General features: G+C 67.1%; 13 protein-coding genes. 11 read left to right on the forward strand and 2 right to left on the reverse strand.

The window, feature by feature from the left end:
* Positions 1-546 precede the first annotated feature (546 nt).
* From ABT095_RS36605 to ABT095_RS36635, 7 genes are all read left to right on the forward strand, one after another.
* Complete coding sequence (locus tag ABT095_RS36605) at positions 547-1395, forward strand: helix-turn-helix domain-containing protein (RefSeq protein ID WP_350533935.1); 849 nt, start codon at positions 547-549, stop codon at positions 1393-1395.
* An 87-nt stretch (positions 1396-1482) separates the two neighbouring features.
* Entirely contained in the window at positions 1483-2967 is a 1485-nt protein-coding gene (locus ABT095_RS36610) for a hypothetical protein (protein WP_350533936.1), read from the forward strand.
* Between the two features lie 755 nt (positions 2968-3722).
* Complete coding sequence (locus ABT095_RS36615) at positions 3723-8387, forward strand: DEAD/DEAH box helicase (RefSeq protein WP_350533937.1); 4665 nt, start codon at positions 3723-3725, stop codon at positions 8385-8387.
* Positions 8384-9901 (forward strand): NERD domain-containing protein, encoded by a 1518-nt coding sequence (locus tag ABT095_RS36620; RefSeq protein WP_350533938.1) that lies wholly within the window; start codon positions 8384-8386, stop codon positions 9899-9901. The genes ABT095_RS36615 and ABT095_RS36620 overlap by 4 nt, the downstream gene beginning before the upstream one ends.
* Positions 9898-13092 carry a helicase-related protein gene (locus ABT095_RS36625; RefSeq protein WP_350533939.1) on the forward strand — a complete coding sequence of 1065 codons (3195 nt, stop codon included), beginning with the start codon at positions 9898-9900 and terminating at the stop codon, positions 13090-13092. The genes ABT095_RS36620 and ABT095_RS36625 overlap by 4 nt, the downstream gene beginning before the upstream one ends.
* Positions 13073-14899: a DrmB family protein gene (gene drmB / locus ABT095_RS36630; protein ID WP_350533940.1), complete on the forward strand. Its 1827-nt coding sequence runs from the start codon at positions 13073-13075 to the stop codon at positions 14897-14899. The genes ABT095_RS36625 and drmB overlap by 20 nt, the downstream gene beginning before the upstream one ends.
* Positions 14900-14928: 29 nt before the next feature.
* On the forward strand, positions 14929-15327 hold the full coding sequence (locus ABT095_RS36635) for a type IV toxin-antitoxin system AbiEi family antitoxin domain-containing protein (RefSeq protein WP_350533941.1): 399 nt from the start codon (positions 14929-14931) through the stop codon (positions 15325-15327).
* A 255-nt stretch (positions 15328-15582) separates the two neighbouring features.
* Here the strand turns inward: ABT095_RS36635 and ABT095_RS36640 are convergent, their stop codons facing one another.
* Both ABT095_RS36640 and ABT095_RS36645 read right to left on the reverse strand, forming a co-directional pair.
* Entirely contained in the window at positions 15583-16257 is a 675-nt protein-coding gene (locus ABT095_RS36640) for a very short patch repair endonuclease (protein ID WP_350533942.1), read from the reverse strand.
* Positions 16258-16382: 125 nt separating this feature from the next.
* Positions 16383-17090, reverse strand: a complete 708-nt coding sequence (locus tag ABT095_RS36645; protein WP_350533943.1) for a phosphoglycerate mutase family protein — start codon at positions 17088-17090, stop codon at positions 16383-16385.
* Between the two features lie 293 nt (positions 17091-17383).
* Here ABT095_RS36645 and ABT095_RS36650 point away from each other — a divergent pair, with 293 nt between their 5' ends.
* The 4 genes from ABT095_RS36650 (at position 17384) to ABT095_RS36665 (ending at position 23845) form a co-directional block, all read left to right on the forward strand.
* A complete protein-coding gene (locus ABT095_RS36650) occupies positions 17384-19942 on the forward strand; it encodes a Z1 domain-containing protein (protein WP_350533944.1) in 2559 nt (852 codons plus the stop codon).
* Positions 19939-20964, forward strand: a complete 1026-nt coding sequence (locus tag ABT095_RS36655) for a PD-(D/E)XK motif protein (protein WP_350533945.1) — start codon at positions 19939-19941, stop codon at positions 20962-20964. The genes ABT095_RS36650 and ABT095_RS36655 overlap by 4 nt, the downstream gene beginning before the upstream one ends.
* Positions 20961-22955: a hypothetical protein gene (locus ABT095_RS36660; protein WP_350533946.1), complete on the forward strand. Its 1995-nt coding sequence runs from the start codon at positions 20961-20963 to the stop codon at positions 22953-22955. Before ABT095_RS36655 ends, ABT095_RS36660 begins: the two co-directional genes overlap by 4 nt.
* A gap of 89 nt (positions 22956-23044) precedes the next feature.
* Positions 23045-23845, forward strand: coding sequence for a hypothetical protein (locus tag ABT095_RS36665; protein ID WP_350533947.1), 801 nt, complete (start codon positions 23045-23047; stop codon positions 23843-23845).
* Positions 23846-23847 lie beyond the last annotated feature (2 nt).

Below are 23847 nucleotides of genomic sequence, written 5' to 3' on the forward strand. Positions count from 1 at the left end.
CAACGGCCCAAGCGTCGTTCGGCGTTGGCGGGCGACCCCACGCCGATTTTCACGCCCGCGAGGCGTCACCCGCAGGTGAACGGCTGACTCCTATGAAGTCACAACCGCCCGTCCGGCCGCGTGCGTGGTGACGTCGCCAACGGGCCGACAAATCCCAAACAGGACAGCCGAAGCGTCAGTCAGGCGAAGGGTCAGACCCGCCGGCAACATCACCACGGACATCATCACTGTCAGGCGAGTGTGGGGGTTCAATACGGAGGGGGGACTTGAACCACTGGCCAACCTGGAGTGGGGGTCTGCGGTGCTGGAACTTCGTGGGACGTGACCTGCGACTGCCGATCTGAGCGATAGCGGTCGACCGTAGCCTCCTTGGCGGCTGACTGTGGACGCAGTGAGACGATGCGCCCGGCGCCGACAGCCGGTCAGATTCGATCGATAGCAGTCAATATCATCACAGTTCTCCGTCAAGCTCGGTCAGATGACACTGTCCTGTGCCGAGTGCCACCAAGATACTTTCTCGGCGACTGCAGACGAGGGGAGCGCGCGGTGGATGGCGAGGGCACGCCTATGGAACGGATCCGGGCACTCGACCATCTCACCCCTCGTGACGCGGCCAAAGAGTGGGGCGTCCCCAAGCACATGATCCGGAACGCGGCCGATCAGATCGAGCGGATCCGTAACGGGTCGCACGCTACCTTTGCCCTGGACAGGCCGCGCTGCCCGGCACCGGTGACGTCGTTCTTCGGCTTTCCCTGCAAACTCCCCATTGAGGTGGGCGGGACGCTGTGCGCCCTCCACCGCAAGGCCGGCGGGCACCCTGGGCCGGACGCGGCAGCCGACGCCCTGGCCGTAGTGCAGGCCCACCCGAGCTGGGAAGAACTGCGCGAACGGTTCTGGACGATGGACAAGCGTGCCCTGCAGAGCGAGCGGCTGCGCCTGAGCCGTGAACTCGACGCGGGGGCCACGCTCACCGAGGAGGACTACCGCCTCGCCGCCCTGCTGCTCCCCTCGCCCGATCCGGCGACCCAAGGGCGCCGTGCCCTGGGTCTTCCCGGACCCAACGACGGCGTCGGAGACGTCGCCCGACTGCGCGGCCTCGGCGTGCTGCTCGCCGCGGCCGACGCGGCCGTGCTTGGCCTCCCCGTGACGAAACCTGACAAAAGCGCCAGCCCCGCTGCGACCGGCAAGCGGGCAGGACCTCTGCTCTACTCCATGGCGGAGGCGGCCGAGCGCCTCGGCGTCGCGGCATCCTGGCTGCGAACGGAGTCCGCCCGGGGCCGCGTCCCGTACCGGCAGATCGGCAGTCACCGCATGTTCAGCGAAGAAGACCTCGAGCAGATCGTCAAGGACGCCTACCGCCCCAGCGCCGGCAGGACCAGAATCGGCCGCCGCTGAGAAAGGCGCGGCGTTGAACTATCGAGCCCCTGGGCGCCGCCGGGCCGTGCGTTGCACAGCCGTGCAGGAGGAGTGTAAGCAGCTGTCATGCATCGTTGGGACCCGCTGAACCCCGGCCAGCTCGCTCTGCTCCAACGGATCGCGTCCGGAGACGCACTCGACTCGCCCAGCGACTCGAAGTCGCGCACCACCGGCTACGCGCTGCGCAACCGCGGACTGGTCGCCATCGACCGCCGAGGCGGTCGCTGGGTAGCCCAGATCACCGACGCCGGCCGCTACTACCTCGAACACGGCCAGCACCCGGACCACCCCGCCCGGCTGGCGGACTCCCACCCCGCAGCCCCGCAAAAAGCGTCCGGTTCCGCGACCCAGGGCGCTGCAGCCGCTGCACCCAAGCCGCCAACAGCGAAGCCCAAGAAGCCGGTGCGCAGTGGCCCCTCCCCGATCGGGCTGCCCGCCCGCCGAAAGGCGGAAGCGACCGAGTTGGTGGCACGCCTCGTCGCCGAGAACAAAGTTATCGTCACCGCGCCATCGGACGAGGCGATAGCAACCTGGCGCCGCCTCATCGAGTACGCTAAGCGGCACCAACTCCTCCCCGCAGGGAAGCGGATCGAGACGCAGCGGCACTGGAACGCCAGCAGTGACTTCGAGATCCGCCTCGTTGACGGTGTCATGGAGAGCCGTCGCCAGGGGCCCCAGCCCGACCTTGCCCCGGTGCCGGTTCCCAGTCAGCTCCGCGCACCGAACCGCGTGGTCGCTGCCCTTCGCGATGACACCGGCCGACTGGTGATGCCCACCGCGCAACGCCGTCGAGCGCTACTGCTGTTCGAGGCCCTTGCGGCAGAAGCCGTTCGGCGCGGCCACCAGGTGCGTGAGAAGCCCGTGGCCGAACGCCATCGCAGTCGCGCGTACTACTACAACGGCCGCAGCCATCCATCGAGTTACTCCCGCCGCGAGGGCGAACTCGACATCGTGATCGACGGCTTCGCCTACACGGTCACCATCCAGCAGGAAACTCCCCAGGCCACCGACCCGGAGAAAGCCGAGCGCCTCTCCCTCGAGGTTCCCCGCTACCGGGCGACGCGGCAGTGCACCTGGCACGACCGCAAGAGCTGGAGCCTGGAGGAGCTCCTGCCGACTGTCCTCGAAGAGCTCCAGCAGCGCGCTGTCGACGACCGACAGCGCGCCATCGACGAGGAGCGTGCGAAAGCGGAGCGCCGAATCGGCTGGGAGACCGCGATGGCGGCGGCCAAGGAGCAAGCCCTCCAGGAGCAGTACGCCAAGCAGTTGCGCCAGCAGGCAAAGCGGTGGCGGGAGAGCACTGAACTGCGCACCTACTGCGACGCCCTGGAGGAACGGCTCGCCTCCTCCCAAGCGGTCGACAATGCGGCGGACCGTGCTTCGGCAAGGACCTGGCTCGCCTGGGCCCGCGACTACGTACGCACCATCGACCCGCTCGACACCCTGCCCACGATGCCCAAACCCGGCAAGGTCGAACTGGAAGATCTCAAGCCCTTCCTCAACGGCTGGAGCCCCTACGGACCCGAGAACAGCTGCTCCAGCTGGCATTGACATCGCACCGTCCGTCAGCCAGGCCGCCTGCGGGAAGCCGAACGAGCCGCAGCCCCTGCAGCCAGAGCGTGCCGATGGTGTTGGGTATGCCTATGAGCCCGTCACAGACGGCCATGGTTGCTGGCCGACGGGCCGTCAGGCACCTGCACCGCACTGGACGCCAGCGCAGGGCGGCTGGCGACCTGGCGCCCGTGGAGATCGAACAGATCATTAGCAGGCATGAGCCGAGGCCCAACCGGAGTTGAAGCTGCATCACGAAAGGCTGGAAGTTTGCAAGAGACCGACACCCGTGAGGACCCGAGCGGGCCGAGTCGGTCGAGGCCGATGGCGGGGAATCGCGGGCAAGGCGCCGTGTCTTAGCGGCCGGCCAGGGCTGTTTCGGCGGGCTGGCTCGAGTTTGTCGTGCTCTACGACCGGTTGGTCTAGAGTCACCTTGAATGGGATCAAGCCTGGTGCACACATCCTCTTCGCGGGTTTTGGCGTGGTCGGGAGCAGTAGTGCTTCGGTCGACTACAGTTCGGCGGCGAGGGGAGTGGGCGTCTCACAACGGGCTGGACCCCGGCCCCGGCCTCCACCAGTGTCGGTGAGATGGCCAACACAACCATCCCACACCCGAGATGACACCGTTTGAACATCCTGGCAATGCGCTGCACCTGCTAGGCCGTTCCGTGCCTTGGGTGGTCAGACATGAGGAGAAGTCACCTGTGGCGAAGACACGACAGTCCTGGACGCCGGACGCGTGTCTCGTGCAAGAGGTGAAGAACAGGTTCGACGGGGCGATCGCCTCGTACCAGGCGAACCCGCATCTTGTCTCCGAGCACGCGAATCACGAGGAGTCCATCCGGGTCGGTGGTTATGCGAACAGGACGCTCCTCGAGCTGGTCCAGAACGCCGCCGACGCGATGGCGGGAGCGCCGGCGCAGCCCGAGGCGCACATCGGCCGGGTCGAGATCGTGCTGGATCCGGTGAATCAGGCCCTCTACTGCGCGAACGCCGGGCGTCCGTTCTCGGCGAGCGGGCTCACGGCTATCACGCACGCGCACCTCAGCGCCAAGCGTGGTGACGAGATCGGCCGTTTCGGCCTGGGGTTCAAGTCCGTCCTAGCCGTGTCGGACTCCCCACAGGTGTTCAGCCGCTCGGTGTCCTTCGAGTTCAACTCGGCTGCCGCGCGGGCGGAGCTTGCGTCGATCACCTCGACCGCGCGCCGCTACCCGGTACTGCGGACCGCGACGGTGGCCGACGCGGCCGCCGCGTTCGCGACCGATCCGGTGCTGGCGGAACTCGGTGAGTGGGCGGCCACCATCGTGAAGCTCCCCCGGGCGGTGGGCCTCGATCGCATCCGCCAGGAGATCATGGACTTCTCCTCGGAGTTCCTCCTCTTCGCGACTGCGGTGCGGGAGGTGCGGCTCAGGGTTCTCGGCTCGGACGGGCTCGCGACGAGCCATCGGTCGAGAGACCTCGGTGGGGGCGTGTTCCGGATCGAGGATCCGGAAGGCGGCGGCGACGAATGGGTCGTCGAGGACCGGATGCACAGGCCCTCCCTGGAAGCCCGCAAGCAGGTCGGCGAAGCTGTCTCACGCTCCCAGGTGAAGGTCACTGTGGCGATCCCGAAGCGCCACGCACGGCAGCGGGTCGGACGGTTCTGGTCCTACTTCCCGCTCCAGGACCGGACTTCGGCTTCGGCTCTGTTCAATGCCCCGTGGAGCGTCAATGACGACAGGACGACGCTTCTGAAGAACGACTACAACATGGAGATCCTCGGGACCCTGACCGAGATGTTCGTTGGTATGCTGCCGCAGGTCGCGACCGCCGAGGATCCGGCAGCGCACTTCGACTACATGCCCGCTCGAGGGCGGGAACAGCTCTCGTACGGTGATGACCTGCTGTGCACGCACGTGCCCCGATTGTCTGCGGACCGGGAACTGGTGCCCGACACGACGGGCGCGTTTCGGCGGGCGGCGGAACTCCGACCGTTGGATCTCACTGTCCCGGTGGATACCGAGGACCACCAGAAATGGTCGGCGTCGCCGAACACCGGGGTGGATGTGCCGCATTGGCGTTGCTATACGTCGTCGCAGCGGACAACGCGTCTTCGGCAGGTGCTGATCGCCGCCACTTCACCCGGGCTGATCGACGACCGGAACCAGAAGCGGGCCCTCGATCACATGCCGAAGCGCGGGCTGCTCTCCTGGGTCCGGGAGTGGGCGGAGGGCACCGACCAGGATTCGACTGCGAATGCGTTCAGATTCGTGTTCAGGAATCTGAAGAACCGGGAATTCCCGGGGTTGGACCAGGCCAAGGTGATTCCCGCCAGCGGCGGGCTGCGCTCCTTGGCCGACAAGGATTTCGTTTTTCTGCAACAGGAGGAAGACCTTGAGATCGAGAACGCCGAGTTCGTCGCGCCGAGCTTCCTTGCTCTTCCAGGGGTAGCCGCGAGCCTACAAGCGGTCGGCTTTCAGAACCTCGACCCGTTGGCGATCCTGAAAGCCCGGGTCGGTGCCTTGTCCGGGGAGTTCGGCGACACCGAACTGACCAGACTCTGGGAAGCCGTGCTCGGTGTGACCGAGGCGGAGGCGGTCCGCGTCCTGCAGGAGCAAACGGACCGGATGATGGTGCCCACGCGCGACGGCGGCTGGCGGCGTCCCCTCGAGGTCTTCGACCTGGACGTGTCGATCGGCGAGGAGCACGAGGCGAGAGTGCTGGACCGTACGCGGTGCTCGCCCCGACTAGCCCACCGGCTAGGGGTGGTGAACCAGCCAGCCAAGAAGTACGCCCTGGAAGACGAACCGGAGTTCGAGCAATACCGGAAGGTGGTTCTTGCCGCGCTAGACGCCAGGCGTGGCCTTGGCGAGCGGCCGATCGAGCGGATCGAGTTCTTTCCGGACGAGGGACCAGGACCGGCCTCGGCTCTCTTCATGCTGGCGGAGGCTGGCGCGACACCGCAGTTGCGCGAGTTCTGGACCGTCGAATTGCTGAAGAATGACACCGCCGACTGGGCGTGCGAGGACCTCGACACGGGCACCACGCATCCGGTTACCTCGCCAGTCCGCTGGGCGGTGTCGGCTGCAGGCATCGTGCAGTCCAACCATGGGTACTGCCGGCCGACCGAGGTGGTCGACCCGTCGATGGTCAAGTACGAGAAGCTGTTGCCGCTCTTCAAGGGGACGCGACCGGTTGCCGACGCTCTCAAGCTCCCGAAGGAACTCGCCGGGGTTCCGGTGAATCTCCTCAAGAAGGCCGTCGAGGCCGACCTCTTCGCACCTGGACTCTCGGACGAGCTGATCGTCGACTTCCTCCGGGAGGTCTGCCCTGTCGCATACCCGAACAGCAGGCCAGCTCGCATCCCGGCGCGGGTGGGGCACATCGTCGAGGGCATCGCGCCGTCGTCGGTGTACCTCGCGACGACCGACGAGCAGCGCGACTACCTCGTGTCGCGTCAGCGCCCGTGCCTGCGGGTGACGGTCGATCAGGCCGAAGCCCTCGTCGCCCTCGTGGGCTGTGGTCGCTTCGAGGACAACTTCGCGTTCTCCGTGGTCATCGAAGGTGCCCAGGAGAAGGAGCTGGTGCTCGACGTCTTCACCGGTCTCAGGCGGGGCGACACTGATCGGCTCTCGGCCGCCACCATCACCCGCGCCGTGCGGGTGGCCAAGCGAGTTACGACTGCGGACGGCGTCCAGGACGAGCCGCTCAAGCAGTACCTCGATGGGAAGTCGCTCGTGGTGGACGGAGAGGTCGACGAGCGGCAGTTGCTTCGGATCGTCAGTGAGGCGTTCGACCTGGGTCTGTCGAACCACGAACTGGACGAGGTGCTGCAGGCGGGGATCGACGACATGCTTGAACGCAGCCGCCAGGAGGCCAAGGCGGCCGCTACCGACGAGGACCGGCTGAGCGTCTACTTCGGTCCCGACGATCTTCGGGAGGCTCTACCGAAGGGACTATGGCCAGCGCTTGTGGCCCAAGGATTGGTGAATCATCAGACCTCGATCGCTGATCTCTTCCTCAAGGTCTATGGCTCGGACTCCATCAAGCAGCTCAGGACCAAGTTCGGCGACATCGGGTTCCCCGATGTGCCGGTGCAATGGGCGGGCGCGGCGGCGACTATCTCCTGGCTGCGGAAGATGGGCTTCGGGGCTGAGTACGCCGGGCGACGCGGCGAGTACCAGCCGGACGAGTTCGTCGTGCCGGGGGCCGTCCGGCTGAGCCCGCTCCACCCCTTTCAGGTGACGATCAGCAAGGCCCTCGCCAAGGAGCTGACGAGCCGTGACAGCAACGGTCGCCACAGCAAAGCGATGGTGGAACTTCCGACCGGTGCAGGCAAGACCCGTGTCGCTGCGGAGACGGTGCTCCGACTCTTCATCGAGGACCGCCTTCACGGGCCCGTGCTCTGGATTGCTCAGTCCCTGGAACTCTGTGAACAGGCTGTTCAGACTTGGAGCACCGTGTGGCGCGGGCTCGGTGACGAACGGCCGCTCACGGTTGGGCGCCTGTGGGAGAACAACACGGTGCATTGGCCGGACACCGAGTTCAGCATCATCGTCGCCACAGACGCGAAGCTCGAGAAGATCCTCGACAAGGACGAGTACGAATGGCTGAGCAAGGCGTCGACGGTCATCATCGACGAGGGGCACCGGGCTGGCGATTCTGAGCGGTACACCCGCATCCTGAGATGGCTTGGGGTTGATGGCCACAGGTGGGAGCGGCCTTTGGTCGGTCTGTCGGCCACACCCTTCAAGGGGACCTCGGTGACGGCGACCGAAGCGCTGGTGCGCCGCTTCGGCAAGAACAAGCTCAACCCGTTCAACGAAGGTAATCCCTACCGTGAACTCGCCGACCTCGGTGTGCTGGCACGCGTGGACCATGAGGTGCTGAACGGGGTCGAGATTTCCTTGGACCAGAGCGAGCGGGACGAGGCGACCGTCAAGCGGAAGGTCAGCTCGACGGTCCTCGAGCGTTTGGGGCGGGACCACCGGCGCATGGAGATCCTTGTCGACCACATCATGGGTCAGGACCCGAGTTGGCCCGTGCTCGTCTTCACCCCAAGCGTGCTTTCGGCCCAGGTGCTTGCGGCCGTACTGCGGATTCGCGGTGTCGAGGCGGCATTCGTTAGCGGGGAGACGGGCCGGCAGGAGCGCCGGGCGATAATCGAGAAGTTCAAGAGGAACGAGATCCGGGTCCTGGCCAACTGCGATCTGCTGATCCAGGGCTTCGATGCCCCGGGTGTCCGGGCGCTCTACATCGCGCGTCCGACCTTCAGTCCCAATGCATATATCCAGATGGCTGGGCGCGGTCTGCGCGGGCCCGCCAACGGCGGAAAGGATGAGTGCCTGATCGTGGACATGGCGGACGACTTCGGGGGCGACATCACCGAGAAACTCGGGTACCGCGCGTATGAGGACCTCTGGCAGGAGCAGCGCCCGTGATTCTGGTGCCCGATCTGACGGACATCGAGCGAAGCTCGAACAGTGACGCCGAGCGCCAACTCGCCCGGCTGCTCCGGGACGTGGAAGGCGACCCCGACGCGGTCGCCTTCCACTCGGTGAAACTCCGTTCGCACGCCTACAAGCAGCAAGCCGAAGCGGACTTCGTGGTGCTGTGGAAGAAGGTCGTGATCGTCGTCGAGGTGAAGGGCGGCGGGGTACGGAAGCACGACGGCGTCTGGTACAGCATCGACCGGCGCGGCGACTGGCACAAGCTGTCGGAGCCCCCGATGGAGCAGGCACGTTCCGCCATGTTCGCGCTCGGCGACATCCTCAAGGAGGAGGGTGTCGGGTGGTTCGCCCGGGAGGCCGTGGTCGTCACACCGGACATCGACACCCCGCCGCACGCGATCGAGTGGGAGTCGAACCGCTGGCTCGCAAACGGGGACATGACCGTCGCCGGATTGACCGCCGCCCTCGATGCGGTGGCGGCGTCCGCGAGGCCGGCTCCCGGGGGCCGGAAGCTTGCCCGGACGGAGGATGTGAGAGCCCGTCTGTTCGGTGAGTTCACGCGCATGCCGGTGATCGACGCGCAGCGCGGAGCGGTCATCGAGGAGCAGAACCGGGCCACCGAGGGCCAGGCGAGGTTGCTGGCCTCCCTGGCGCGGAACCCACGTGTCATGGTCTTCGGTGGTGCCGGTACCGGAAAGTCGCTGGTGCTCGCCGAGGCGGCCAAGCAGGAGGCAGACCAAGGACGGTCCGTGCTGGTCACGTTCCGTTCTCCGGAGCTGCTGCGATTCTTCACCCCACATGTGGAGGGCCGGAAGATCGACGTGGTGCCGTTCGGTGAGCTGGGGGAGCAGCCGAGGTACGACGCGGTGTTCGTCGACGAGGCACAGGATCTGATGACCGCCGAGGCGATGGACGGCCTTGATGCGGCCGTCGCGGGCGGGCTGTCGGCGGGCCGCTGGCGGATGTTCCTGGACATGAACAATCAGGCGCACGTCGACGGAGGCTTCGACCGGGACACGTTCGACCTGGTCTCGCCGGAGGGACTGTCGGTCGACCTCAACCTCAACGTTCGGAACACTCGTTCGATGGTGCACATGGTGCAGGAGTACCTGGGTGCGGACATCGGGGATCCAGGCATTGTCCACGGCGAACGGGTTCAGTGGCACTCGCCGGAGGCCGCTGGCGTCGACGAGGCGCTGTCAGTGGCCAGGAACCTCACAGCCGAAGGCGTGCGGAAGCAGGACATCTGGATCATTCCGGTGTCGTCGACCGCCGCTCCTGCACTGACGGCTGACGGCTTCCTCACCACGAGCCCGCGGTACGCGAAGGGGCTGGAGACCGAGCACGTCGTCGTTTGTGACCTGCCCGCGCTCTTCGACACGGCCGGAACCGCCGCGTTCTACGTCGCCGTGACCCGGGCCAGGGTGTCGTTGCACATCGTTGCCTCCAAGGAGGACCGGAGGCGTCTCCAGAAGCTCCTGCGACAGCGGCCGGTGACCGAATGAGCAAGACCGAGGCACAGAAGCGCGCACTGCGACACCTACGAGAAGCCTACCTGGGGCCGGACAACGGCGACCACGAGATTGTGACGAATCTGCCGGACCGTCAGTACGCGGTCGGGATGCTCTTCCCGGACGGCTCGACGGTGCCCGTCCCGGGAAAGACCGGGGTGGGCTCGGCGGCGGGCGGCGAGGTGGACGACGACGCTGAAACGAAGGTGCTCTCCGGGGACATCGAAGAGGCTGGCGCCGCCGTTCCATTGGCCGAGGACTGGCGGCCGTCGTCGGTCGCGATCTCGTTTGTCACGAACCGCCCCACCGTGCTGTGCGACTTCTCGGGTGCCACGTACCGGCCGATCGTCGACGACGGTCCCCCACGCTGGCAGCGGTGCCCGTTCCAGTTCCGAAGCCTTGAACTGACCCGCGACCAGCCCCCGCACCAGCGGACCGTCGGCGAGTCCGAACTCGAGATCGGGTCGAGGTGGCGTCCCTACGGCGAGGCCTACCTTGTGACGGTGCACGCCCGATTGCGGACCGAGTCGACCGGCGTCGACCGGCAGGACATCGCCCGCATGCTGTTCCAGATCGAGCTCGCCGTGTCGCCGGAGTCCGACGGACGGATCCTGGAGTACGACCTCCGGCGGTCCTTCGAGCTGGACGACGAGTCGGCAGAGTTGCGCCTGCGGTACCGCGACAAGAAGGTGTACGCGGTGGGCCACGGGATGGCCGCGGACTGGGACATCGAGGAAGGGATCTGCTCGCGGGTGTTCCTGGACCCGGTGCCCTCTTTCGTCGTGCCGGCCGTCGAGACTGTCGGATTCGACACCGACTCGGCGGCTGCCAAGGCACTCGTACTGAACCGGTTGATGCGCATCGACACCGCGCCGGAGGACGTCCTGGCGACTCTGGACGAATTCGTCACCGCTTTCGGGGATTGGGTCGGGGAACAGGAAGGACGTGTCGACGCTTTCGGGGTCGACGCTCCCGTCGCCCGCTCGATCACCGATCGGGCGCGTACGGCGGTCGACCGTATGGAAGCGGGAGTGAACCTGCTGCGCGAGCGGTCCGAGGTGCGCGCCGCCTTCGCGCTGGCGATGACGGCGATGCGCCTGCAGATGCGGCAGGTCTCCATCAGGGACGGCGTAGATCCGACCGCGGTGGGCGAGCCCGTGTGGCGTCCCTTCCAGCTCGGTTTCCTGCTGGTGGCACTCGCCTCCACGGTCGATGGCCAACACGAGGACCGGGAACTGGTCGATCTGATCTGGTTCCCCACCGGCGGCGGTAAGACTGAGGCATATCTGGCCCTAGCAGCTGTCGAGGTGTTCCGGCGCAGGCTCGTGCACGGCGTGGAGGGTGCCGGTACTGCGGTAATCACCCGCTACACCCTGCGTCTCCTCACCTCGCAGCAGTTCCAACGTGCGGCCGCGCTGATCTGCGCGATGGAGATCCTCCGGCACGACGACCCGCGTGTCGTCGGAATGTCGCCGTTCTCCATCGGTCTCTGGGTCGGGAACGAGGTCACGCCGGGCACCAGGGCTGAGGCGAAGAAAGCCTTGGAGCGCCTGCACAAGGCGGCCACGCCCGAAGAGGCGAACAAATTCCAACTCGCGAGCTGCCCGTGGTGTGGTACTGCGTTGGTGCCGGACCGCAGGTCCGCTGACCACGGGGCCTACGGCTTCCGCATCGTTGGCCATGATGTGGTCGTGCACTGCACGAGCGAGGCCTGCCGTTTCGTCGACGAGCTTCCGGTGGCGGTCGTCGACGAGGTCATCTACCAGGATCCGCCGACGATCCTGCTCGCAACGGTCGACAAGTTCGCGCGGCTGCAGTTCAACGCCAGTGCTGGCAGCGTTCTCGGCCTCGGCACGGTCTTCCGGCAACCGTCGATGATCATCCAGGACGAACTGCACCTGCTGTCCGGGCCTCTCGGTACTACGGTGGCGGTCTTCGACGCCGTGATCCAGACGCTTCTGTCTCGCGGGGGGACCGCGCCGAAGATAGTGGCTTCGACCGCCACGATTCGGGCCTCCGACGAACAGGTGCAGGGACTCTACGGTCGATCGGTGGCGTTGTACCCGCCGGCCGGGCTCGACGGCGACCGGACGTTCTTCTCCCGCCCGGTGGACAGTGGCGAGGGTCGCCTCTATGTCGGGCTGATGCCGCAGTCCCTCTCGCAGGTGTCGGCGGTCATCACGGCGACCGCACCACTGATCGAGATTCCGGACGTACTCGCGCGAGAGCCCGGCTCCGGTGCCACGCGTGACTCGTACTGGACGACCGTGATGTACCACAACAGCCTTCGTGAACTCGGGCGCACCGGAACCCTGGTGGTCGACGACGTCAACGGGCGACTCGAACCGCGCGCGGACCGCCTGAGTCTGCCACTGCGGAGAGTCAGAGCCGGTCGGGTCGTGGAACTCACCAGCCGGCGGGGCCCGGAGGAATTGCCCAATCAGCTGAGCGAACTCTCCCGGAGCGCCGATCTGACCGACCAGGCCGTCGACGTGGTCCTCTCGTCGAATATGTTGTCGGTGGGCATCGACATCCCACGCTTGGCCCTGATGCTGATGGTTGGTCAGCCGAAGACCACGTCGGAGTACATCCAGGCCACCAGCCGTGTCGGGCGAGGCCGGAACAACGGCATCGTGACGACGCTGTTCCGGTCGAACAGAGCGCGCGACCGTTCGCACTTCGAGTCCTTCCGCAGCTACCACGAGGCGCTCTACCGCAGCGTCGAACCGACGAGCGTCACACCGTGGTCGATCGCGTCCCGGGACCGGTCGCTCGCGGGCGCCTTGGTGGCGTTGCTGCGGCATTCGGTGCCGGCGCTCGCGGCCAACACCGGGGCGGCCGCGATGGACCTCGACGACGACCGTATGCGTCGAGCGGTCGAGGCGTCGGTGTCCGGGTTCGTAACCTTGGTCGCGTGCTCCGAGCCCGACGAGGGCAACGAGACGAAGGCACAGATCGCGGTGCTCCTGCGGGAATGGGACCGTCGGGCCGAGGTGGCTCGGGCAGCCGGAGTGCCATTGCTGTATGACTACGTGAAAGCTGACGACCAGGCGCTGTTCAAGCGGTTCGACCAGGAACGGGAAGGTTGGCTGGTCGCCGACTCGATGCGATCCGTGGAACCGAACGTCGCCGTCCAGGTGCGCGAGCCGCAGGAGGGGAACGGGTATGGAACGAATCCTGCATGACCTTCGTCTTTCGGAGACCATCGTGCCGTTCGGGGTAGGGGCCATCGTCGACGTGCTCGGGGAGTCACTGATCGCGCCCGACACCTCATGGTGGGACAAGAAGTCCGCCCCGGTGATCAACTGTGAGCGCCTCCTGGCGCGCCTGAATGGTGGTGTCCTCCGACAGGCGCCGGCGCACGCCGGTCGTGCCACAACGAAGACCGCACACCTCTTCTGCTGGCGGTTCCCCGCCTGGCGATTCTGCGAGCAGTGCACACGGATGACGCGGATGACCGGGACGAACAAGGGCAAGTGGAGCAATAAGTGCGGCTGCGGCGGTCTGCTGGTACCCATGCGGTACGTCGCCGTCTGCCTGAAGGGCAGCCACATCCAGGACATTCCCTGGATTAAGTGGGTCCACCGCGGCAACGACCGTGCTATGACAGAGGAAATGCGCCACTGCCATGCGCAGAAGGAACTCCACTTCGTGCGTTCGGCGCGGCACGGAGAGGGCCTGGCTTCGCTCCGTATCGAGTGCAACGCGTGCAAGCGGTCCCGTCCGTTGTCGGACCTGGTGGCGAAGGACTCGCTCTACCGAGACAGCATCCGGTGTGGCGGCACCCAACCGTGGGAACAAGAACGTGAAGGCGATCCCTGCGACCACCGGCTGGTGGCTGTTCAGCGCGGCGCCACCGGGAACTACATTGCCGACCATCTCTCAGCCCTCGACATCCCGGAGGAACCGCCGCAGTCCGTGGTCATCGCGGACCGCGTCCGCGCGCACGTCTACTTCGAGAAGGTTGTCGCGGACAACGGCGGGCCGCAGGCGGAACTGGTCGCCGGCTGGATCGCAACCGAACTCGGGATCGCCCCAGAGGACGTCTTGCGGATCGCGGAGGTGAGTGATACCGAACCGGACGAGCCCTTGCTCGACCTCAAGGACGGGGAATGGGCCGCGTTCCTCAAAAAACTCGGGAACGGTAGGGACCACGAAGGGGGCGACTTCGTCGTCGACGGTTGGACGGTACCGGCCGAAGCTCCGTGGCCGTCCGCTTTGAGCGATCGCCTCATCGCTGTGGGGCAGGTGCGCCGAGTCCGAGAAGTCAGGGCGCTGCGTGGATTCCGGCGCTACTCGGCGGACGCCGATCTGATCACGGCAGATCTGGGACCGGACCGCAGACGCATGCCGATTCATCCGGCGGTCGAAATGTTCGGTGAAGGGATCTTCCTTCGGTTCTCCGAGTCGGTTCTCCGGGAGTGGGAGATCTTGCCGGAAGTCCGGAACCGGGCGGCCATCCTCGCGGATCGACGTGACGTCAGCCACTGGGCGCAGCGTCTCGACCCGCCCGAACCGCGGTTCGTCGCACTCCACACGCTCGCCCACCTGCTCATCCGCCGGTTGGCCTTCGCAAGTGGTTACTCCTCGGCCGCGCTCCGGGAGCGCATCTACGCGAACTCGGACCGATCCGATGCCACTGCGGGCATCCTGATCTACACGGCGGCGGGAGACGCGCAGGGCACCCTCGGAGGCCTGGTCCGGCTCGGGGCACCGGACAAACTCCTTCCGTTGGTGCTGGCCGCCTTGAGCGACGCGGACGTTTGCTCGAACGACCCGGTGTGCATCGAGAGCGACCGGCAGGGTTCGTCCTCGCTGAACCTGGCGGCGTGCCATGGGTGTTCGTTGGTCAGCGAGACATCGTGCGAGACCGCGAACCGGCTGCTGGACCGCCAACTCGTCCTCGGAGGTGGAAACGTTCCTGGACTCCTCGACCGCGTGCTCGACGAAGTGCGGTCGACGCGGACCGGCCGGTACGCGGATCGGCAGTGAGCGCGAAGCGATTCGGAAGCCGGTAGACGGTGCTTAGCGGGTGTTCTGGCAAAGTTGATTCCGTAAGCGGCGACGAGACCGCCGTCCGAGCCGACAGCCTGCGCGAGCAGATCGACCGGCTGACCACCGGACTCGTCGAGACCGAGGCCCGCCTGGCCGAGCTCACCGCGACCCGCAGGGCCATCGTGAGCCTCGCCCTGCCCGACTGCGTACTGGCCCCGGAAGAGCCCGCCACCGTCTACCAGCGCATCGTGACCGTCTTCAACGAGCATCCCAGGCGGGTTTTCCGGGTTCGCGACCTCCACGAACTCCTCGGGCTGCCCACCGACGAGCCCTCGATCAACGTCACCCGCTCCCGCCTGGGACGACTCGTTCGTCAGGGACTCCTCGCCCAACCCGGACGCGGCTGCTACCAGAAACGGACTTAACGTCCTCTGACACCGCGGCAGACGGTAAGCACCGAGCTCGCCGACGTCGTAGCGGCTGTCGGGCTTTCTGATCGTGACAGACTGGGCGTCATGATTCGGGAACCTGCTGAAGTCGTTGTTCGAGAGGGTGGTCTGATTGAACTCCCCCTGAGCGTCCTCGCCGAGGCCGGGATTTCGATCGGTGCACAGCTACTTGCCTACAGTGACGGAGACGGCAGAATCGTCCTGCGCCGAGAAGCCGACGCCCTTGACGACCTACTCAACGGCCGCCTTCTCTGATCCCCGCGCCGCGCGGGCCTCCCGGCGGGCCGCGGACACCGTCTCGGCTACGAGGAGAGCCGCCTCCTCCGGAGGGACGTGTTCCCAGACTCGAAGGACCTTCCAACCGGCCTGTTCCAGTAGACGGACCGTCTCCGCGTCTCTGGCCTTGTTGCCCTTGATCTTCTCCGTCCAGAAGTCGCGGTTGGTTGCCGGCAGGCTTCCGTGTTGCGGACAGCCGTGCCAGTAGCAGCCGTCCACGAAGACCGCCACCTTCGCCTTCGTGAACACCACGTCCGCCGTGCGACGGAGGGTTGGTACCGGGCGTACCGAGACCCGGTACCGGAGCCCGTCGCGGTGCAGTAGCGACCGAAGTCGCAGCTCGGGCTTGGTGTCTTTGCCCCTGTTCGCGCGCATCGACTTCCGCGTCGCGGGAGACGACGCCCATGAGCTCTCCGGGACCGGCGCGCTCGAGAGCAAGCCAGCCTCTTCGGCCAGCCGCCACCCTTCGCGTAGGTTTCCCGCTCGGGTGGGGCGGTCGACGTCGCCCAGCACCGCCGTGGTCGATCGGCCGTCGACATACCAGCGAAGAACGGCCCTGACCCGTCCGGTTCGGGGGGATGCGTTCAGCACTACGGTCGCTGGCCGGAGAAGCCCTTCGCCGGCATCCACCAGCCTGCGCTCCGCACCGCCGGCGGCCCGGTTCTGCTCCCGAGATTGCTGTGCCCGGTCGAGCCCGGGCTTGCGACGCCACGAACGATTGGGGACGGATCTATTTGACGGCCCGCCCTCGCGCTTCACTGCCACTCGCCTGTCCCCACTGCCGAGAATGCGTTCCGGCACCGACGATACGGGCCTCGGGGTCGTTGCAGCAGCCCATCACGGGGCCGCTGCCGGAATGGGAGGAAAGCGCGGCCGGCACGATTCAGTCTTGGAGCGGCTCCGTCCAGCTGCAACCGGCTGAGCCGGTCCAGTCGGCCAGCAGCGTATCCTGCCCAGTCCGGGCGCCAGGCGGGCGGTGTGTCGAGCGTGTCGTTCGACGGCCTTCCGGTGGGAAGGCTGCCACCGGATTGCCGAGCGGGCGATTGCCAGGATTCTGCTGCCGTCCCACCCGACATCGAGGCCGTGGCGGAAGGCGTTGGTGGCCGCGACGATCTGGCGGTAACCCTGGCTGCCGGGGAACCGTTCGTCGATGTGTCGGGCTCGTTGAGCGGAGGCGTGGGGGAGTGGGCTTCCGTTGGGATCACCGTGGTTGCAGTTGCGCAGCCGCTTGTCCCGATGGAGAGGGGTGGGCCGTCGCGGTACGCGATCCGGGCCGTCTGGACGGCGCGGTGCGGGGCAGAGACGAAAGCGGCCGCGAAGCCGTGGCCTGGTCGGCGGGCGCCGAGCTCCCGGGCCCGGCGGCGGCCCAGTTCCGAGAGCTCACCTGTGAGCCGGCCGGTGGCGATGCCGGCCTCGTTGTCGGCGGTGGTGGAGTGCGTCTCGTGGACGATCTCCACTGCCATCCGGTCTCACCGACGTTATTGGCGGGGTCATGCCGTGTCGGTGAGTGGGCGGGTCTCCCAAGTGCTGGTCTCCTTCTCGCTGCAGATGCGCGCACATACCCGGCGGTGAGCGGCACTCACGAAACCTCGCTAATCACGACCCGGACCTCTGTGCGACCACTAACGTGTACCTGCGATGTGGCGAGGATGCGCCCAGAGGGGTGCGTAGTCTCCACGAGACGTGTGTCGCGAGGCCTCGGCGCGCGGCTGCAGAGCCGGCTGGATCGAACGGGAACGGAGAGCGGTCGAACCTGATGACCGATGAATTCGACGAGATGTACGACACGTTCAAGGCGCTCCTGGACTCGTTCCCCCCTTCGGAGGCTGTCAAGCGACTGGAGCGCCTCGGTATCAGCCCGGCCATCGTGGAGCGGATCCGGGAGCGGCATGAGCAGCAGACGGTCCGCATCAGGGAGCTCGAGGAACCCCACGCGGTAATCCTGGGCAACCGCGACACCTGGTACACGGGTCCGCAGCCCAAGGACAAGTGCTGGCCGGCGATCACGGACCTGCTTCGCAAGGACGGTTGGCCTCAGGAGCCCGCGATCCGGAGTCTCGACGACTCCTCCACCCGCGTCGTCTCGTTGTTGAACCACCCGAAGGAGAAGGCATTCTCCACGCGGGGTCTCGTCGTCGGCTACGTGCAGTCCGGCAAGACCACCAACTTCACCTCGGTCGTCGCCAAGGCGGCTGATCGCGGCTACAAGCTGTTCATCGTGTTGGCGGGTATCCACAACGGGCTCCGGCGTCAGACCCAGGCTCGACTCGTGCAGCAGTTGGTGGAGCCGAACGCCTCGCTGTGGTCCCAGCTGACCGGGCTCGACAAGGACTTCACCCCGGGGGAGAACCCGGCGTCGTACTTCGGGCGGAACAACAGGACACACGTGCTGTGCGTCGTGAAGAAGAACGCGACGGTGCTGCGCAAGTTGGCCACGTGGCTGGAGAAGGCGTCCGACTACCTTGAGGACTGCCCCGCGCTGATCATCGACGACGAGGCAGACCAGGCCACCGTGGCCACGAAGTCGATCAACCCTCTGATCCTGAGGATCATGAGTTCCCTGCCGAGGTCCGCCTACGTCGGGTACACGGCGTCGCCGTTCGCGAACCTGCTGATCGACCCGAGCGCGGCGGACCTCTACCCGAAGGACTTCGTCGTCAACCTCCCCAAGCCGGAGGGGCACTTCGGCACCGAGGTCCTGTTCGGCCGTTACGCCCTCGACGGCGAGGATCCGGAGCAGGTCGACGACGGCTACGACATGATCCGCTCGGTCCCCGAGGACGACGTGCCCGCTGTTCGTCCGGAGACCCGGGCCGACGTGGACGGCTTCGAGCCCTTCATCACCGACACCCTTCGTCGGGCGGTCGAGTACTTCTGGCTGGTCACCGCCGCCCGACGCGTCCGTAGTACCGGCAACCCACACAACACGATGCTGATCCACACCAGCGTCAACACCGCGGTGCACAACAGCTTCAAGAGGCCGTTGGAGCACATGCGTGACCGCTTCGACAGTGCCCTGTCCGCGGGCGACGCCGACCTTCTTGCGCGACTGCGTGATCTGTGGGAGTCGGAGACCGAGCGTGTTCCGGCCGAGGACTTCGGCGAGACGAAGGTGCCGTTCGAGCGGCTGCTGCCCGAACTGTCGGGAGTTCTCGACAGTTGCCGCGTCATCATGGACAACTCCAGCAGCGAGGATCGCCTCGACTACGAGAACGGCCCGGTCGTGGCGATCGCAGTGGGTGGTAACACCCTCTCGCGGGGTCTGACGCTCGAAGGTCTGTCGGTCAGTTACTTCGTCCGTTCCGTCTCGGCGTACGACACGCTGCTGCAGATGGGACGTTGGTTCGGCTTCCGGAACGGGTACGCGGACCTGCCGCGGATCTGGATGACCGACGAGTTGGCCGAGTGGTTCCGACACCTGGCCACCGTCGAGACCGAGATGCGCCGGGACATCGACATCTACATGACCGAAGACGAGACCCCGCTCACCTTCGCCGTCCGCCTGCGCACGCACCCGGCCCTGCGGGTGACCGCGGCCGCCAAGATGCGTGACGCGGTCACGGCGGCCTCCTCCTACGGCGGGAAGCGGGTGCAGACCCATTACTTCCACACCAACGCCGGCTGGCTGGGTCGGAACGCCGACGCCGCGCGCGCTCTGATCAAGGCCTCGGTCGCGAACGCGGTCAGGGCGGAGGAGCGCCCGGCAGAGGGCCGGTACGTCTTCCGTGACGTGCCGCACGACCTCGTGATCGACTTCCTGTCGACCTACCGGTTCCACGAGAAGTCCCCGGAGAACGACGCCGATCTGATCATCGACTACATTCGGAAGCGGGTCTCCAAGGCCGGATCGTTGGGCCGGTGGAACGTTGCGATCGTCGGTAATCCTAAGGGGGAGGACTTCGCGTTCGCCCCCGGCGTGAGCGTCGGGCGCAACAACCGTGCCCGTCTCGATCTCCCCAACCCCGTGCCGGACTTCGCCGACATCAAGACGCTGATGAGCCGTCGGGACGCCGCGGTGGACCTGGCCGGCGACACCGGGAAACTGACCGAGAAGGGCATCATGGAGGAGCGCCGGAGGCAGCTTCCGGACACCGGTCTGCTCGTCCTGTACCCGATCGACAAGGTGTCGGAGCCGCTCCCGGCCAAGAGGCTGCGTGTGCCTCTGAACGCGGAGGACCACGTCATCGGTGTCGGCCTGGTCTTCCCCGAGCCGCGTCATGGTGACAGCACGGTCGAGAGCTACGTCTCCGCGAACCTGTCGAATGTTCGGATCGAGGACGAGGACTACAGCGTCCTCGACGACGAGGACGCATGAGCGACGACGAGCTCCACGGTCTCGTCGAGCGGTTGTGGTCGGAGCTGGAGGCCGAGCAGCCGACGGGGGACCGTCGGCTGCGGGTCGCCGAGCTGCCCGTCGTGGTCGAGAGCGGGCCGTTGGCGGTGGCCGTCGACCATGACGGGCACCGCCACGTCCTTGTGCCGATACACACGCACCGCAAGGTCCGTTCGGGCCTGGACGGGCCCGTCCTTCGGCTGCGCAAGCTACCGCTGGAAGACGCGGAGACCTACCAGACGTATGTCGATCTCGCCTGCCTGCGCGACGACCTCGACGACCTGTTCACGGAACTGTGTGTCGACGTGCTCGACGCGGTGCGGGAGTCGCCCGAGAACCCCGTAAAGGCGCTCTACCGTGTACTCGACCGGTGGAAGGCTCTCTTCCTCACACAGTCGGCTCCGCTGGGGCCGGAGGAGTTGGCGGGCCTCTTCGGCGAATTGACGGTGCTCAACCGGCTGCTGACCAAGGACCCGAGCGCACATCGCCTCTGGCGCGGCCCCGAGGGCCACTGCCACGACTTCCTTGGCGGGACCACGGCCGTCGAGGTGAAGGCGAGTACGAGCAGTGAGGGACGAAGGCCGCGGATCCACGGGCTCGACCAGCTCGAACCGCCGGAGAACGGCTCGCTCCGTCTTGCCTGGTTCCGGCTGCAGCGCACCGGCGCGAACGGTGTCGGCACCGCGTTCACAGAGGTGGTGGAAGAGGCACTTCGACTCTGTGACGACGAGACCGCACTGCTCGACCTGCTGGCAAGTGCCGGTTACCACCGGCCCGACGCGGAGCGCTACCGCGACGTGACCTTCGCGGTGGCCGAGGAGAGGTGGTACGGCGTCGACGGCGACTTCCCCGCGCTGACAGGCCGGACACTCATCGCGGCCGGAGTCCCGGTCTCGGTCTTGGACGTCGAGTACACCATCGACCTGTCCGGTGAAGTTCCGAACCCCCTGACGACCGACCAGATCGCCCTGACGATCGACCACATGATCCAGGAGTTCGAGTGACGGCGCCTCGGTGGTTCTCCCAGCCCTATCCGCCGGAAGGCGCGAGCGCGGCCGAAGGCATCCGCAACCAGCTGGGACGGCCGGAACTCGATCTGCTCACCATCCTGGTGCGCGAGTCCGCCCAGAACAGTTGGGACGCTCGCCTCACCCCTTCGCGCGCGCCGGTCGACTATCGGATCGACATGTGGACGGTCGGCCCGGCGCACGCCGGCGCGTGGCGAGAGCTCCTGCTCGACGGTGCGCCCGGCGGAGCGGAGGACTTCCCGCTGCGAGAGACGCTGAGGCGAGGGGCGGCCCGCGTCCTGGTCGTCTCCGATCGAGGCACCCGAGGACTCGGGGGACCCACACGCGCCGACGACGCCGTAGGGCCCGACCGGGATTTCGTCTCGTTCATCCGCAACATCGGAGAGCCTCGGGGTACCGCGCTGGGCGGTGGCACGTACGGGTTCGGCAAGGGCATCTTCTACCTGCTGTCCAGGACCGGGACGATCCTCGTGCACTCCCGCTGCCGCACCCCGGACGGCGGGTACGAGACCCGGCTCATCGGCTGCACCCTGTGGAAGAGCTACGAGGCCGCCGGGTCCCAGGGCGACCGCCGCTACACCGGTCGGCACTGGTGGGGTGACACCTCGGGAGACGTCGTCGAGCCGCTGGTCGGACCGGCTGCGGAAGCCACAGCCCAGCGCCTTGGGATCAGGCCCTTCGGGCCGGAGGAGACCGGGACGACCGTCGTCGTCGTCGACCCGAACCTGGACGGGCTCGAGCACGCCGCCGCGGCCGAGTACCTGGCCGACACCATCGCGTGGCACCTCTGGCCCAAGATGATCTCCATCACCGGCAAGCCCGCGGCGATGCGCTTCTCCGTCACCTGCGACGGCGTCGAGTTCCACGTACCGGATCCGAGGGAGACCCGTCCGCTCAACATGTTCGTCGCCGCCTACGAGTCCATGATCGGCCCGGACGGCAGCGACCTGGAGTGCAAGAGCCCCAAGCGGCATCTCGGTCGCCTGGGGCTGGTCAAGAGGATCATGCCGCCCGTGGAGCCGACCCGCGCCTCACGCATGCTCGACATCGAGGACCTCGTGCACCACGTGTGTCTGATGCGACCCGCGGAACTCGTGGTCACCTATCGGCCCGGACCCAAGCCGCCGAGCGCGAGCCAGGGCTACGCCGGCGTCTTCCGGGCCGACGAGGCAATGGACGAGGTCTACGCGAAGGCCGAACCGCCGACGCACGACGCGTGGAACCCGCAGTCGCTCGACAGGCCGGAGAGCACCTTCGTGCAGACGACCTTCCGGCGCATCAACGAAGCGTTGGAAGGCCTGCTCTCCCTCGGGGGCGTCACCCGCCCCGGTGCCAGCCATGTCGCGCTGGGCGCGGCCAGCTCCCGGTTCTCCGGACTGGTGGGGGGAGCCTGGGGCATCGGTGGCGCCACCGCCTTCTCCAAGCCGGGCAGCACGGCGGTGCGTGTCCCCAAAAGGAAGGTGGACGAGGAGGAGGGGAGCGGATTCCACTCGGGATCCGTACCGCACGACGCACCCTCCGACACGGCCACGCTGGGCTTTTACGGAGCGGGAACGCCGGGAGACCCCCGCGCCGACCGACAGGCGCCTGCCGACGACCAGCCGTACGGTGCGGCCGCCGCGGTGCGCCGTAGGCCGCGCGTGCAGTACGTCGGCGACCCGTACTTCGACGACCTCGGTGACGACTCGGTGCTCGTCCAGGAGTTCCGCCTGCCAGTGCCCGGACCGCAGCGGGTACGGATCGATCTGGCCGTGACACTCCCCGGCAGCGGGGGCCGCGAGACGGATCCGCCTGTCGGCGCGAGCATGCCCGTGCTCCTGGGCTGGGAGGACGGCGACGGCCGCCTGCACACCGGCGATGCGTGCGTGGTCGAGGGCGGTGAGTCCGTCTGGCGCGCCCTCGTGCGCCCGGCCCCGGACACGATGACCGAGATCGACGTCAAGGTCGAGGCGGTGAAGGCCCCGTGACTCGGCGTGTCCTTCCGTATCGCATACCGTCCGAGGACGTCGTCACCGTCGAGCCGTGGTCGCTGGTGACCGAGGACGGTGAGGTCCCCATGCCCGAGGCACTGCCGGACTGGGACTATCACATGGACCTGCACCTGCGTAGGACGGTCCGGATCGACCTGGCCCGAGCGCGGTCCCAGTCGGGCCTTCCGGCCGACGCGGCCCTCACCCTCGCCGCCGTGTGGACGGCCACCGGCTCCAACCTCAGCGGGCCCGCGAATCGCCTGCGTCTGACCGACGGCGGCACGATCACGGCGGAACTCGACGTATTCCTCCGCGGTGCCGACCTGGGTGGCCTGCTCCTCCTCGACACCGCTCTCGTCCTGGCCGAGCGCCGGACCGACGGCCGCCCCTCCTCACCCCGCCGGGCCGGCTCCGTGCTGTGGAGCGACCGGGAGGCACTCCGCCTCCAGGGCGACGCTCCGCAGTTCCCCATGGCCGTGATCGACTTCTCCCGTACCTCCTTCCCGGACGAGGCGGCCTGGCACCTTCGGATCAGCGGAGGCCTGGAGAGCGCCACCATGGGTTCCCTCCTCCTGCTCGTCAACGAGCGGAACACGGTCACCACCGCGGCGTTCGAGAACGCGGGCAAGCCGCGTCCGGTCGATCGGGTCGTGCTCTCGGCGGTGTACGCCGACGCCGCACGGATCATGATCGAGCACGCGCTCGGCAACGACGACTTCACCGAGGACGCCGACTTCCCCGACGGCTCCCTGGGCGCCACGCTGCAGAGCCTGTTCGACCGGCTGTTCCCGGACCAGTCGATCACCGACGTCCGTCTGCGCCAACGGCAGTCGCCCGCACTGTTCGCCTCCGACCTGCAGGCGGCTGTCAAGATCTTCGAGGTGTGACG

It is taken from the genome of Kitasatospora sp. NPDC002227 (assembly GCF_040296285.1).
Classification (GTDB): Bacteria; Actinomycetota; Actinomycetes; order Streptomycetales; family Streptomycetaceae; genus Kitasatospora.

Excerpts from the sequence above, each read along its gene's own strand:
- ABT095_RS36610 (WP_350533936.1), top strand. The coding sequence starts at position 1,483 with ATGCATCGTTGGGACCCGCTGAACCCCGGCCAGCTCGCTCTGCTCCAA.
- ABT095_RS36625 (WP_350533939.1), top strand. The coding sequence starts at position 9,898 with ATGAGCAAGACCGAGGCACAGAAGCGCGCACTGCGACACCTACGAGAA.
- drmB (WP_350533940.1), top strand. The coding sequence starts at position 13,073 with ATGGAACGAATCCTGCATGACCTTCGTCTTTCGGAGACCATCGTGCCG.
- ABT095_RS36645 (WP_350533943.1), bottom strand. The coding sequence starts at position 17,090 with ATGGCAGTGGAGATCGTCCACGAGACGCACTCCACCACCGCCGACAAC.
- ABT095_RS36650 (WP_350533944.1), top strand. The coding sequence starts at position 17,384 with ATGACCGATGAATTCGACGAGATGTACGACACGTTCAAGGCGCTCCTG.
- ABT095_RS36655 (WP_350533945.1), top strand. The coding sequence starts at position 19,939 with ATGAGCGACGACGAGCTCCACGGTCTCGTCGAGCGGTTGTGGTCGGAG.
- ABT095_RS36665 (WP_350533947.1), top strand. The coding sequence starts at position 23,045 with ATGCCCGAGGCACTGCCGGACTGGGACTATCACATGGACCTGCACCTG.